Source organism: Tolumonas lignilytica (genome assembly GCF_000527035.1).
Classification (GTDB): domain Bacteria; phylum Pseudomonadota; class Gammaproteobacteria; order Enterobacterales; family Aeromonadaceae; genus Tolumonas; species Tolumonas lignilytica.
Map to the genome: position 1 here is coordinate 1,616,689 of NZ_AZUK01000001.1, position 13,593 is coordinate 1,630,281.

General features: G+C 52.4%; 12 protein-coding genes and 1 tRNA gene. 11 read left to right on the forward strand and 2 right to left on the reverse strand.

What is annotated here, in order from left to right; genetic code table 11:
* The first annotated feature begins 59 nt into the window (after positions 1–59).
* The 9 genes from uxaC (at position 60) to efeB (ending at position 9,904) form a co-directional block, all read left to right on the forward strand.
* Positions 60–1,472, forward strand: coding sequence for a glucuronate isomerase (gene uxaC, locus H027_RS0107555; RefSeq protein ID WP_024871864.1), 1,413 nt, complete (start codon positions 60–62; stop codon positions 1,470–1,472).
* 57 nt (positions 1,473–1,529) lie between these two features.
* Positions 1,530–2,993 (forward strand): tagaturonate reductase, encoded by a 1,464-nt coding sequence (locus H027_RS0107560; protein WP_024871865.1) that lies wholly within the window; start codon positions 1,530–1,532, stop codon positions 2,991–2,993.
* A 9-nt stretch (positions 2,994–3,002) separates the two neighbouring features.
* Positions 3,003–4,490 (forward strand): UxaA family hydrolase, encoded by a 1,488-nt coding sequence (locus H027_RS0107565; protein ID WP_024871866.1) that lies wholly within the window; start codon positions 3,003–3,005, stop codon positions 4,488–4,490.
* Positions 4,487–5,017, forward strand: coding sequence for a YgjV family protein (locus H027_RS17605; RefSeq protein ID WP_237657931.1), 531 nt, complete (start codon positions 4,487–4,489; stop codon positions 5,015–5,017). Before H027_RS0107565 ends, H027_RS17605 begins: the two co-directional genes overlap by 4 nt.
* An 89-nt stretch (positions 5,018–5,106) precedes the next feature.
* The gene (locus H027_RS17610) at positions 5,107–5,562 is read left to right on the forward strand and encodes a 2-thiouracil desulfurase family protein (RefSeq protein ID WP_420804655.1); all 456 of its coding nucleotides are present in this window, start codon (positions 5,107–5,109) and stop codon (positions 5,560–5,562) included.
* A 147-nt stretch (positions 5,563–5,709) separates the two neighbouring features.
* Entirely contained in the window at positions 5,710–6,570 is an 861-nt protein-coding gene (gene efeU, locus H027_RS0107580) for an iron uptake transporter permease EfeU (RefSeq protein ID WP_038149217.1), read from the forward strand.
* 19 nt (positions 6,571–6,589) lie between these two features.
* Positions 6,590–7,411, forward strand: a complete 822-nt coding sequence (efeO, locus tag H027_RS0107585) for an iron uptake system protein EfeO (protein WP_024871868.1) — start codon at positions 6,590–6,592, stop codon at positions 7,409–7,411.
* A gap of 20 nt (positions 7,412–7,431) precedes the next feature.
* The gene (gene efeO / locus H027_RS0107590; RefSeq protein ID WP_024871869.1) at positions 7,432–8,553 is read left to right on the forward strand and encodes an iron uptake system protein EfeO; all 1,122 of its coding nucleotides are present in this window, start codon (positions 7,432–7,434) and stop codon (positions 8,551–8,553) included.
* A 1-nt stretch (position 8,554) separates the two neighbouring features.
* On the forward strand, positions 8,555–9,904 hold the full coding sequence (gene efeB / locus H027_RS0107595) for an iron uptake transporter deferrochelatase/peroxidase subunit (protein ID WP_024871870.1): 1,350 nt from the start codon (positions 8,555–8,557) through the stop codon (positions 9,902–9,904).
* A 12-nt stretch (positions 9,905–9,916) separates the two neighbouring features.
* On the opposite strand, the gene H027_RS0107600 is transcribed toward efeB, so the two are convergent.
* Entirely contained in the window at positions 9,917–11,014 is a 1,098-nt protein-coding gene (locus H027_RS0107600) for an MBL fold metallo-hydrolase (RefSeq protein ID WP_081741427.1), read from the reverse strand.
* A 185-nt stretch (positions 11,015–11,199) separates the two neighbouring features.
* Between H027_RS0107600 and H027_RS0107605 the strand changes: the two genes are divergently transcribed.
* A tRNA-Ser gene (locus tag H027_RS0107605) sits at positions 11,200–11,290 on the forward strand.
* 86 nt (positions 11,291–11,376) lie between these two features.
* On the opposite strand, the gene H027_RS0107610 is transcribed toward H027_RS0107605, so the two are convergent.
* Positions 11,377–11,568 (reverse strand): hypothetical protein, encoded by a 192-nt coding sequence (locus H027_RS0107610; protein WP_024871872.1) that lies wholly within the window; start codon positions 11,566–11,568, stop codon positions 11,377–11,379.
* Between the two features lie 238 nt (positions 11,569–11,806).
* Between H027_RS0107610 and H027_RS17615 the strand changes: the two genes are divergently transcribed.
* Positions 11,807–13,588: a sensor domain-containing protein gene (locus tag H027_RS17615; RefSeq protein ID WP_024871873.1), complete on the forward strand. Its 1,782-nt coding sequence runs from the start codon at positions 11,807–11,809 to the stop codon at positions 13,586–13,588.
* Positions 13,589–13,593: the final 5 nt, after the last annotated feature.

Sequence of the window (13,593 nt, forward strand, 5' to 3'; positions counted from 1 at the left end):
AGGTCTCTTACCGCCTCAGACACGAAGATATTGCTGCAATCGATACATAGGAGTAGAGAATGACGGCTTTTTTAACGGAAGACTTTTTGCTGGATACCGATTTTGCGCGCCAGCTCTATCATGATTTCGCAGCTGAACAGCCTATTTATGATTTTCACTGTCATTTACCGCCGCAACTGATTGCCGATAATTATCAGTTCAAAAACCTGTATGACATCTGGTTGAAAGGCGATCACTATAAATGGCGGGCGATGCGTTCCAATGGCACGGATGAACGTTTCTGTACCGGTGATGCCGATGACTATGCCAAATATCAGGCCTACGCAGCGACTGTACCGCATACCATTGGTAACCCGCTGTATCACTGGACACATCTTGAGCTGCGTCGTCCGTTCGGTCTCACCGATGTTTTGTTATCGCCAGCAACAGAAAAACAAATCTGGGATTTCTGTAATCAGCAACTGGCCCAGCCCGAATTCTCCGCCCGCGGCATCATGCAACAGATGAATGTGAAGTTAGTGGCGACCACTGATGACCCCATTGATGACCTGTCTCATCATGCAAGAATTGCCGCAGATAAAGACTTCAAGGTGGTGGTGACGCCGAGCTGGCGTCCGGATAAGGCGTTCAATATCGACGCGCCTTGGTTTGCCGATTATATGACGGCGCTGGAACAGGCCGCCGATGTGTCGATATCCACCTTTGAGGATCTGACGAAAGCATTAACCGTTCGCTTGGACCATTTTGCAAAACACGGCTGCAAGATTGCCGACCATGCACTGGATGTCGTGCTATTCGGTGAAGCCTCGCAAGCCGGACTCACCGCGATGTTGCAAGCCCGTCGCCAGGGACAGCTTCTATCACCGGAACAGGTCGCGGCATTTAAAACTGCAGTGCTGCTGTTTCTGGCAAAAGAGTACAAACAGCGGGGCTGGGTGCAGCAATATCACATCGGGGCACTGCGTAATAACAACAGCCGCCGCCTGCTGGAGCTGGGCCCGGACACTGGCTTTGACTCGATCAACGATGGTCTGGTTGCCGCACCACTGTCTCGTCTGCTGGATGCCCAGGATCGCAACAATCAACTGCCGAAAACCATTCTGTACTGCTTGAACCCGCGCGATAACGAAGTGCTGGCGACCATGCTGGGGAATTTCCAGGGGGATAACACGCCAGGAAAAATGCAGTTTGGTTCAGGTTGGTGGTTCAACGATCAGAAAGACGGCATGGAACGTCAGATGACTCAGCTGGCTCAACTGGGCTTACTGAGTCGCTTCGTCGGCATGCTGACTGACAGTCGCAGCTTCCTTTCTTATACCCGTCACGAATACTTCCGTCGTGTGCTGTGCCGGATGCTCGGCCGTTGGGTTGCCGATGGTGAAGCACCGGCAGATATTAAGTTGCTGGGTGACATGGTGAAAAATATCTGTTTCCACAATGCAAAACATTATTTTGGCATTGAATTGAAATAACCCGATCAGACTGATAACAGCACGGGAGCCCGCGGCTCCCGTATTGAGGAGACACAAATGCACGCTTTAAACCGTCAGCAATTTCCCGGCGTTCAGTATCCAGAAAAAATCATTCAGTTCGGTGAAGGAAACTTTTTGCGCGCCTTTGTGGACTGGCAAATCGATCTGTTGAATGAACACACCAATTTGAATGCGGGTATTACGCTCATCCGCCCGATAGACTCGGCATTTCCACCCAGCCTGAGCGTACAGGATGGCTTATATACCACCGTGATCCGCGGTCTGAACGAAACGGGCGAAGCCGTTCGTCACACTCGTTTGATCCGTTCTGTGAACCGCGAGTTGAACTGTTATCAACAATTTGATGACGTTTTGGCGCTGGCCCGTAACCCAGAGATCCGCTTTGTCTTTTCTAATACCACAGAAGCCGGGATTTCATATGTTGCCGACGATAAGCTGACCGATGCGCCACCAAGCAGTTTTCCCGCCAAACTGACCCGGCTGCTGTTTGAACGCTTTCAGCATTTTAATGGCGCGACCGATAAGGGCTGGATCATCCTGCCTTGTGAACTGATCGATTATAACGGTGATGCACTGCGTGAGCTGGTACAACGTTACGCGGTGGCGTGGAAATTGCCGCTGGCTTTCAGTCACTGGCTGGGTCAGAGCAACACGTTTTGCTCCACGCTGGTAGATCGGATCGTCACCGGTTTCCCACGCGACGAACACGCGGCGCTGCAGGAGGAACTCGGCTATCAGGATCAATTCATTGATACGGCAGAATATTTCTATTTGTTTGTCATTCAGGGCCCGCAATGGTTGAGTGATGCCTTATGTCTCAACCAGTTACCTGCAGATAAACAAATGAATATCCGCATTGTTGAAGACATCAAACCCTATAAGGAACGCAAGGTCGCGATCCTGAACGGCGCGCATACAGCGATGGTTCCAGTCGCATTCTTAAGTGGTCTCAACACAGTCGGAGAAACACTGGACGATGCGGAACTGAGTCAGTTCGTTGAAAAAGCCATTTTCGAAGAAATCGTGCCGACCCTCGATCTCCCGCGGGATGAGCTGGAATCATTCTCCCGCGATGTGCTGGCCCGTTTCCGGAATCCGTTTATCAAGCATCAACTGTTGTCGATTGCACTCAATGGCATGACCAAATATAAGACCCGCATTCTGCCGCAATTGCTGACCTATCAGGATCGCACCGGTCGTCTGCCGGTTCGATTGACCTTTGCCCTGGCGGCACTGCTGGCGTTCTATCAGGGTAAACGGGGAGAGGAAACCTATCCATTACAGGATGATGCACACTGGCTGGAACACTTTGCCGCACTGTGGCCCGCCGTTGATGCCGGTCGCATTTCTCTCGCCGATCTGGTCAGACAAACGTTAAGTCTGGAAAGTCATTGGGGCGAAGATCTGACTCGCGTCAAGGGTCTGGTGGAAACCATCAGTGCTCATCTGCTTCGTATTCGTACTCAAGGCATGAGAGCGGCACTGACTGTGTGCTGCTGAGGTCTCACTATGCAAGAAATCATTAAAATCCATGCTGCCGATAATGTTGCGGTAGCCCTCACCGAACTGAGTGAAGGTCAGCACGTCACACTGGACGGACAGACGCTCCTACTACGGGCACCCATTGCCCGCGGCCATAAATTCGCACTGCGAGATCTCACGGAAAACAGCCCGATCATCAAATATGGGCTGCCTATCGGGCATGCGCGGATGGCCATCCGCCAGGGTGAGCATGTGCATCACCACAATATCAAGACCAATTTAAGCGATCTCGACAGTTATCAGTACCAGCCTGATTTTGTCGAGGTTCCGTCCCAACCCGCAGATCGGGAAATCCAGATCTACCATCGGGCCAATGGTCAGGTGGGCATTCGCAATGAACTCTGGATTTTGCCAACCGTCGGTTGTGTCAACGCCATGGCCAAACAGATGCAGAAACAGATCGAACAGGAGTGTGATTTATCCACTATTGATGGCATCCATCTGTTCAGCCATCAGTATGGCTGCTCTCAGTTAGGTCATGATCATCAAAATACCCGTACCATCTTGCAGGATATGGTGCGCCATCCTAATGCCGGCGGAGTTCTGGTGGTAGGTTTAGGCTGCGAAAACAACCAGATAGCCGCGTTCAAGGAAACACTCGGGGAATTTGATGAACAACGAGTGCATTTCATGATTTGTCAGCAACACGATGATGAAGTTGCTACCGGTGTGGCGCATCTGAAAGCCCTGCTGGACGTAATGAAACACGATCAGCGCAGTAGCGGTAAACTCAGTGAACTGAAATTTGGTCTGGAATGCGGTGGTTCTGACGGTTTCTCTGGAATTACCGCAAACCCGTTACTCGGACAGTTTTCTGATTATGTCATTCAGCATGGTGGCACCAGCGTGCTCACCGAAGTACCCGAGATGTTTGGGGCAGAGCGGATCCTGATGTCACGTTGCCGTGATGAACACACGTTCGACAAAACCGTTGAGATGGTGAATGACTTTAAACAGTATTTTATCGACCATAATCAGCCGATTTATGAAAATCCGTCTCCGGGTAACAAGGCAGGCGGGATTTCAACGTTGGAAGAAAAATCATTGGGCTGTACCCAAAAAGCCGGTCAGAGTCAGGTCATGGATGTGCTGAAGTATGGTGAACGCCTAAATCATCCGGGGCTGAATCTGCTCAGTGCGCCGGGGAATGATGCGGTAGCAACCAGCGCATTGGCGGCAGCCGGATGTCATATGGTGTTGTTCAGTACTGGCCGGGGTACACCGTATGGCGGCTTTGTGCCGACGGTCAAACTGGCAACCAACAGCGATCTGGCAAAACGCAAACCGCATTGGATCGATTTTAATGCGGGAGCCCTGCTTGAGCAGAAAACAATGGCCCAACTACTGGACGATTTCATCGACCTCATCGTTAACGTGGCAAATGGCCAAAGGACTTGCAATGAAAACAATGATTTCCGAGAATTAGCCATCTTCAAAAGCGGCGTCACTCTGTGATCTCTCACCTACACGTGATTACTGACTTGTTTGCAGCAAACCCGCTGGCCCAATCAGTGGGTTTGTTCGCTTTCGTCATCGGCATTTCCGCCTTCATACAGCGCAGCGATCAGCGGTTGCGTACCTTCCTGACCCTCTACTGTATCGTCATTGGCTGTCATTTTTTTCTGCTGGGCTCTCCCGCCGCGGCTTATGCGGCCTGGTTGAGCGGTCTGCGCAGTTTCATCTCGACCCGAACACGACACGTTGCCGTGATGTGTTTTTTCCTGCTGATTGTTTGGGTGCTGGGTGTTCCCCATATTACGCAGCCTATTCAATGGTTAACCATTATCGGTACTACCGTCGGAACCTGGGCGCTGTATCGGGAACAGGGCCTGCGCATGCGACTCCTGTTGCTGACCGGGACCATCTGCTGGGTAACGCACAACGTGGTGATCGGCTCTATCGGCGGCTCATTGATTGAAGGCAGTTTTCTGTTTGTGAACAGCCATACCATTTTCCGATTATGGCGTCAGCAAATGGCATGATTTCGATCCACTTCGCAGATCATCGAATCATTGTCACGAATAATAAACGCATGCATCTTCTTGGCTGATTGAGATTCGGAGATACTCCTATTAATACCCCAAAAATATTAGTGAGCGCCTGTTTGCTGGGCTGTCCGGTTCGCTATGATGGCCAGAGTAAACCTGTGATTCACCCCTTATTACAACGCTGGCAGGCCAATGGCTGGATCATCCCTTTCTGCCCGGAACAGGCAGGCGGGTTACCAACCCCCCGGCCCCCGGCAGAAATACAGGCCGATGGCCGGGTGATGACGGCAGAAGGTCGAGATGTCACCGCACCATTTGTCAAAGGTGCAGAGCAAGCCCTGGCCGTATGTCAGCAACAGAAAATCAAATACGCCTTGTTGAAAGAAAGCAGCCCCTCTTGTGGCAGCACCAACATTTATGATGGTCATTTCCGGGGTAAAAAAATTGCCGGAGAAGGCGTGACGACGCATTTACTTAAAACACATCACGTCCAAGTGTTCTCGGAAACGCAGATAGATGAAATGTTCAATTCACTGTAATTACAATACGGTGAACCACCCTTCAAGCCCCTCATTTTTGAGGGGTTTTTATTTTCCGGCTATTCCAAAATAAAACTTGCCTTCTCTATATTCTTAACGATAATCATTCTCATTATTCATTAAGAGTGACTATCGCTTGAGGTGTTCATGTTTTTTGTCCCGTTCCTGATCATGTTCCGTGAAGGGTTGGAAGCTGCCCTGATCGTGAGTCTGATTGCTGGCTATCTGCAACAAACCCAGCGTCAGCAGTGGTTACGCATTGTCTGGATCGGTGTGCTTCTGGCTTGTCTGCTTTGTCTGGGCTTGGGTTGGTGGCTCAACCAGACGTCCGGCGAATTTCCACAAAAAGAACAGGAACTGTTTGAAGGTCTCGTCGCCGCCGTGGCAGTGCTGGTGCTCACCTGGATGGTATTCTGGATGCGCCGCGCAGCACAATCGGTAAAAACACAGTTGCAGGATGCGGTCGATCAGGCACTGAACCATCAGGCCGGGCCAGGCTGGGCGCTGGTGTGCATGGTGTTTTTTGCTGTGGCCCGTGAAGGGCTGGAATCGGTCTTTTTCCTGCTGGCCGCCTTTCAGCAAGAGGTCGGCATTGAGGCACCCATCGGCGCACTCACCGGTCTGTGCGCCGCCATCGTGACCGGAGGCATGATCTACTGGGGGGGCGTCAAACTACCCTTGCAGCAATTCTTCCGCTGGACAGCCCTGTTTATGCTGTTGGTGGCAGCCGGTCTGGCGGCCGCAAGCATTCGGGCGTTCCATGAAGCCGGGATCTGGAATCACTTCCAGAACATTGCCTTTGATTTAAGTAACGTACTTTCCACTCATACCTTAGTCGGCACCCTGCTGGAAAGTTTGTTCGGTTATCAGGAAACGCCTTCCGTCAGCGAAGTGGCTGTTTATCTGATCTATCTGATCCCGGCGCTGGGTCTGTTTTTCCGCAGACCGCCTCGCGTTTCCTCATCCTCCCCGGCGGTGTGTTCAGCCTCATCGTCACTCAACGAATAATCACCATAGGAAGAACCCCATGAAATTCAAACAGACTGCCCTGCTGACAGCCCTGATGAGTGCTGCCGTGACCACGCCTGTGCTGGCAAACACCAATGCAACGGATCTGATAGGCCCACTGGCTGAATATAAAATGTATGTGATGGATGAGGTGCAACAATATGTTGCGACCACGCAGGCCTTCACCGACGCCGTGAAAAGGGGTGACATCGCGACCGCGAAGAAACTGTATGCCCCGGCCCGTCAGCATTACGAGCGGATCGAACCGGTCGCGGAGCTGTTCGCGGATCTCGATGCGGCCATGGATGCACGGGAGGATGATTACGAACAGGGTGCAAACGATCCGAACTTCACCGGTTTTCACCGTCTGGAAAAGGCCCTGTGGGCAGATCAGAGTACCCGCGGGATGGAACACTATGCCGATAAGTTACACCAAGACAGCCAGCAACTGGCCCAACGTCTGAACCAGTTGGCTTTTCCGCCCAGCAAGGTCGTGGGCGGCGCCGCCGGATTAATTGAAGAGGTGGCGGCCACCAAAATCAGTGGCGAGGAAGATCGCTACAGCCGGACGGATCTGTGGGACTTTCAGGCTAACCTCGACGGCGCGCAGAAAATTGTCGATCTGCTGCGACCATTAATTGCAAAGCAAGATCCCACCCTGCTGGCCCACATCGATGGCAATCTGCAAAAAGTGCATACCACCTTGGGTAAATATCGTACGGCGGACGGTTTCGAGTCGTATGAAAAACTGACCACGACCGATCGTAACGCCCTGAAAGGTCCGGTCACCGCCTTGGCGGAAGACTTAGCCAAGCTGCGCGGCGTGTTAGGCCTGAATTGATTCGCGTTTCGGAGAACCACATGTCATCTCGAATTTCATGGTCGCTGCTATCCGTCTTGACAGGCAGTGCCCTCTATTTGCCTGCGGCCATGGCGGCAGACATACCGCAAGTCGCCATCCGGGTGACGGATAAGCAATGCGAACCCATGGCGCTGACTGTCCCGGCCGGTAAAACGCAGTTTATTATTAAAAACAACAGCCTGCGAGCACTGGAATGGGAAATTCTCAAAGGCGTGTTCGTGGTTGAAGAACGGGAAAATATTGCACCGGGTTTTATCCAGAAAATGACCGTCGACTTGCAACCCGGCAGTTACGACATCACCTGCGGCCTGCTGACCAATCCACGCGGAAAACTGACCGTCACGGCGGCTGACCATACGCTGCCGACCTCCGTTACCGGCACAGATCTGATCGGACCACTGGCAGAATACAAGTTCTATGTCATCACGGAAGTGAATGCATTTGAAAAGCAAACACATGAATTCACTGCGGCAGTGAAAAGCGGCGACATCCCACAAGCCAAGCATCTGTATGCTTCCGCCCGCCAGCATTATGAGCGGATTGAGCCGATTGCCGAACTGTTCGCTGACCTCGATGCCGCACTGGATGCCCGCGAAACGGATTATGAATCCGGCGCCGCCGACCCGAAATTTATCGGCTATCACCGTCTGGAAAAGGCGTTGTGGGCCGATCACAGCACGCAAGGTATGAACGCCTATGCAGACCAACTGGCACAAGATGCTACTTCGCTGAAACAACGGATCACCACCCTCGCCTTTCCACCCAATAAAGTAGTGGATGGGGCTGCGGCATTGATTGAAGAAATTGCTGCCACCAAGCTCGCCGGGGAAGAAGAACGCTACAGCCATACCGACCTGTGGGATATTCAGGCCAATCTCGATGGAGCCCGAAAGATCGTCGATTTACTGCGACCGCTCTTGGCACAGGCCGACGCGCCCCTGCTCACCCGCGTCGACAATAACCTGAATACCGTAACCCGCATTCTGGCGAACTACCGCACCGAAACCGGCTTTACCTCTTATGAAAAGCTGACCGACAACGATCGCAACGCATTGAAAGGCCCGATCACGGCACTGGCAGAAGATCTGGCCAAACTGCGCGGCACACTGGGATTAAATTAAAATGGGATGTCCGTTTAGCGCCTTATGGCAAACCGTGACCGGCAAAAAAATGACTGCACCGCATCCGGTCAACACCAACCACCCCGAGGCTCTTGCCTCGCCTTCTCGTCGCTCCTTATTGCTGGGGCTGGGCGCCGCCAGTGGTGCCTTGGCTTTGGGTAGCCTGACCCACAGCCGCCATGCGCTGGCGGCACCGGTTTCGTCAACCGGAGGGCAGAATGAGATGAAACAGCAGCGACAACCTTTTTATGGTCTGCATCAAAGCGGGATCACCACCCCGCAACAGGCAGCCATGATGCTGGTGGCCTTCGATGTTCTGGCGACCAATAAGGCAGAATTGACGCGTTTGTTTCAATTGCTGACCGAACGCTGCGCCTTCCTGATACAAGGGGGGCCAGCGCCGCAGACCAACCATCAACTACCTCCGCTGGATTCCGGCATCATGGGCACACAAATTTACCCGGATAATCTGACAATAACAGTTTCCGTGGGGCATTCGCTGTTTGATGAGCGGTTTGGCCTCGCAGCGCAAAAACCCAAGCATCTGCACAAGATGACGCGTTTTCCTAACGATGCTCTGAACGCCAAATGGTGTCACGGCGATCTGTTACTGCAAATCTGTGCCAACAGCAACGAAACCGTACTGCATGCCCTGCGTGACATCATCAAGCACACGCCGGATCTGCTGAGTGTGCGCTGGCGCCGCGATGGCTTTATTTCGGCCCATGCTGCCACCAGTCAAGGGAACGAAACGCCGATCAACCTGCTCGGTTTCAAAGACGGCACCGCCAACCCTGACACACATAAAACGCCGCTGATGGAGCGGATCCTCTGGGTCACGCCCGCCGATGCCGAACCCGCCTGGATGACCCACGGCAGTTATCAGGCTGTTCGCCTGATCCGTTTTCATGTCGAATTCTGGGATCGGACCCCGCTGCAGGAACAGGAAGCGATCTTTGGCCGGCACCGTGACAGCGGAGCGCCACTGGGTAAACAGCACGAACATGATGATCCGGATTATGCGTCCGATCCGGCAGGCAAGCGTATTCCATTGAATGCCCACATCCGCCTGGCGAATCCGCGCACCGCTGAGACGGAAAAGAACCTGATCCTGCGGCGGGGTTACAGTTATTCGTCGGGGATCACCGGTTCCGGGCAACTCGATATGGGGTTGTTGTTCGTCTGTTATCAGGCGAATTTGCAGCAGGGCTTTATCAGCGTGCAGCAAAAGCTGGATGGTGAACCGCTGGAGGAATACATCAAGCCGTTTGGCGGTGGCTATTTCTTTACCTTGCCCGGCGTAGCAACCACCGGGCACTATTTTGCGCAGGCCCTGTTAGAGGCGATCTGAAGATTACTCCGCTTATTCGGCCCCCATGGCCGTGATCATGCGGAGTAATTCAGTTTCCGGCTGACGCCACCAGGGATACCAACCCGGCGGTGTCAGCAACTGCACCGGTTCACCCATTTGCGGCATCAGCAACGAGACCTGCTGTGCGAGGGCGAGCGCCATGATCCGCTCAAACGGCTCAAACCAGTCATGCAGTGCCAGATCAAAGGTGCCATTATGGATTGGCAACATATACCGGCCCTTCAGATCAAGGTGCGCCTGCAGCGAATGTTCCGGCAGCATATGCACATCGGGCCAACTGGGATCATAAGCCCCCGTTTCAATACAGGTAATGTCAAACGGCCCGTAAGCGGCACCAATCTGCTTGAAGCCATCGAAATAGCCGGTGTCACCACTGAAAAACAGGCTGAATTGTGGTGATCGGATCACCCACGAACACCATAAGGTACGGTCTGTATCCAGCAAACCCCGACCGGAGAAATGCCGGGCCGGTGTCGCAACCAGCTGGGTTTTGCCCACCTGAACCGACTGCCACCAGTCCAATTCGGTGATGGCATCGGCGGCGATCCCCCACTGCTGTAACTGGTGACCCACCCCCAACGGCACATAAAAATGCTCACAACGCAGAGCCAGTGCTTTGATGCTCATCTCATCCAGATGATCATAATGATTATGCGAAATGAGCACGCCCTTCAGCGCTGGTAATTGTTCCGGCATCAGCGGAGGTTCATGAAAGCGCTTGGGGCCAATCCATTGCAAAGGTGATGCTCGTTTGGCAAATACTGGGTCAGTCAGCCAGAATTCACCATCGAGCCGTAGCAACAGAGTCGAATGACCCAACCGATATAACGTATCTTCCGACGAGGCCAGCAGTTGCGAAGCCGTCAGTTTCTGCACGCGCAATGGTTTAATCGGGGCAGGCACCGCCGGACGAGCAAACAGATAACGCCCAAACAGGCGGCATAACCCCAGCAGCGTCATCGGTTGTGGCGTCTGGTGGTTATGAAAACGTTTTTTGCGAAAAAGACTACCGGCATCCGCCATCGGAACCCCGACTGGCTCGTTAATTTCGTTCGCTAACTCGACCACCACATCTGGTGAATGGGACATAACATTCTCCTGAAACCGGCATCTGCAAGGCAGTAAAGTCAGATTAAGAGCGCTTTATGACAGTATGACGACGCTTTTATGCTAGCCAGATGAAGAAAAATGTGACTTTTCGCTCAAGGAATAAGCAATCAACTCATTGATGCTTTACGGAAAATAAATAACCTCGTATGATACGCGCCAAGAACGGAGAGATGGCAGAGTGGTTAAATGCACCGGTCTTGAAAACCGGCAAGGGTTTGTAGCCCTTCTAGGGTTCGAATCCCTATCTCTCCGCCAGATTAATGCGAAAAAGCCAGCTCAGTGAGCTGGCTTTTTTGTTTTCGATAGGTTGAAAAATCATCACACACAGCAACGCTGCTTACTTATTTCTGGCTTGAGCCAGAAGGACTTTTCTTTCCTTTATGATCCTGGTCGTCTTCATTCGCCAACCAGTGTTCGTTGGGATCGAAAGCGGTGTCACACAGGTCAATCGTCAATCCCATTTCTTCGACTTCTTCCAAAGTCAGGTCGTCAGCTAACTTAGTAACATCGCCAGCTTTGTTGTGTAGTTCCATAACGTGCCTCCGCCGTGGGTTACTTGTCTCGTAACAAGTATAGTTCGATGGTCTTTATTGCGCTTTGTAAACGAAGAAAAGATATTCAAAGCAAATGTCCAGTCGGTGTTTGCAGCCAACCGATTCAGGCGAAAATCAACGCTTCTCGTTTCTGTGCGCCATGACCTGATTCTTTCTGGCAGGCTGACGGCGAAATGCTATGTTAAATGGTATATCGATCTCGGAGTCAGGGGGACACATGCAGTCTATTGCCGATACTCCTGCGCTACTCAATGAGCGGATCACGGCGATTGTGCATGCCTTAGCCACTGACGCAACAGTACCCGCTGACCAACTCCTGCCACTGTTAACCGACATATCCGCCTATCTGCAGCAACAAAATGAGCACAATTATCGCTTGTTCTTTGAGCTGGCGAGAGTGCCTATCTTGCTGATCGATCCGGAAACTCGGCAGATCAAAAATGCCAACCGCGCGGCTGAAAATTTTTACGGCTACTCGCGGGAACAGTTGTTACAACTGTGCATCACCGACATCAACTGCCTGACCCCGCAGCAGATCCGTGAAGAGATGGCCCATGCCGAAGCGGAACGTCGGGCTTTTTTTCTGTTTCCTCATCGGCTGGCCTCCGGTGAAATCCGGCAAGTCGAGGTGCACTCCGGCCCCATTATCATCGATGGTCATGAGTATCTTTATTCCACCATCTACGACATCACCGAACGCCAGCAGGCGTTAATTCAATTACGCGACAGCGAGGCCCGTTACCGAGCCCTGCATGACAGTCTGCCGGTGGGTTGCCTGACGCAGGATGCCGAGCACAATATTCTGGCCATTAACGATGAGGCCTGCGTCATTTTTGGTGTCGACCGGGCGCAGTTACAGAATAATAACCTCGCGAGTATGCCCTGGGTCCGTGTACGCGAAAATGGTGAACCGTTATCGCTGGATGAACATCCGGCCGTGGAATGTCTGCGCACCCGAACGCCCGTCCGGGGCTTCATCATGGGGTTAAAATCCGAACATCACACCGTCTGGCTCAGTGTCAACAGTCAACCGCTGTATCATCCGGGCGAAACAGAGCCTTATGCCGTCATCAGCACGTTCAGTGATATCTCAGAGCTAAAACAGATTGAGGAGAAATTATCGCTGGCTGCCAGTGTCTTCACCGAAGCCCGGGAAGCGATCATGATCACCGATGCCGATGCGCGTATCGTGCAGATCAACAACGCGTTTTGCGATATCACTGGGTATAGCCAAGATGAAGTATTGGGCCAGAATCCACGACTACTGCAATCTGGTTATCAGGATACCGCGTTTTATCATGCCTTCTGGCGACAGTTACTGGAGGTCGGGCATTGGAGTGGTGAAATCTGGAACCGGCGGAAAAACGGTGACATTTTTGCAGAGCAGCAGACGATCAGCGCCGTCAAAAACGCGAAAAACGAAACACATCACTATGTCAGCTTATTTTCGGATATCTCTGATCGCAAACAGTATGAAAAACAACTGGAACAACAGGCTTTTTATGACCAACTGACCGGCCTGCCCAACCGGGCACAGCTGACAGATAAACTGACACTGGCCATTCAGCAAAATAACCATGCACTGACGCAACTGTGTGTAGCCTATATTGATCTGGATGGGTTCAAACAGATCAATGATACCTATGGTCATGCCGTCGGCGATCAGGTACTGGTCACCATCGCACAACGCATGAAAAAAGTGCTGCGCGGCACCGATGTCGTGGCACGGCTTGGCGGCGATGAGTTTGTCGCCCTGTTTACCGTCAATCAGGAACGCCCCTGGCTGCATCTGGTCACCCGCCTGCTAAACTCCATCGCCAAGACACTGTCTATCGGCACTTTGCCACTGAATGTCAGTGCCAGTATCGGTCTCACCTTTTATCAGCAAGCCAGCAACCTGACGGCCGAACAACTATTAGCACAGGCCGATCAGGCGATGTATCAGGCAAAACAGGCCGGAAGAAACCAGTATCAGCTTTACGAAGCCAAGCTACATTAAGCTTT

What these genes read in the sequence shown, in the direction of transcription:
- uxaC (WP_024871864.1), top strand. Translation starts at nt 60, where the DNA reads ATGACGGCTTTTTTAACGGAAGACTTTTTGCTGGATACCGATTTTGCG.
- H027_RS0107560 (WP_024871865.1), top strand. Translation starts at nt 1,530, where the DNA reads ATGCACGCTTTAAACCGTCAGCAATTTCCCGGCGTTCAGTATCCAGAA.
- H027_RS0107565 (WP_024871866.1), top strand. Translation starts at nt 3,003, where the DNA reads ATGCAAGAAATCATTAAAATCCATGCTGCCGATAATGTTGCGGTAGCC.
- efeU (WP_038149217.1), top strand. Translation starts at nt 5,710, where the DNA reads ATGTTTTTTGTCCCGTTCCTGATCATGTTCCGTGAAGGGTTGGAAGCT.
- efeO (WP_024871868.1), top strand. Translation starts at nt 6,590, where the DNA reads ATGAAATTCAAACAGACTGCCCTGCTGACAGCCCTGATGAGTGCTGCC.
- efeO (WP_024871869.1), top strand. Translation starts at nt 7,432, where the DNA reads ATGTCATCTCGAATTTCATGGTCGCTGCTATCCGTCTTGACAGGCAGT.
- efeB (WP_024871870.1), top strand. Translation starts at nt 8,555, where the DNA reads ATGGGATGTCCGTTTAGCGCCTTATGGCAAACCGTGACCGGCAAAAAA.
- H027_RS0107600 (WP_081741427.1), bottom strand. Translation starts at nt 11,014, where the DNA reads ATGTCCCATTCACCAGATGTGGTGGTCGAGTTAGCGAACGAAATTAAC.
- H027_RS0107610 (WP_024871872.1), bottom strand. Translation starts at nt 11,568, where the DNA reads ATGGAACTACACAACAAAGCTGGCGATGTTACTAAGTTAGCTGACGAC.
- H027_RS17615 (WP_024871873.1), top strand. Translation starts at nt 11,807, where the DNA reads ATGCAGTCTATTGCCGATACTCCTGCGCTACTCAATGAGCGGATCACG.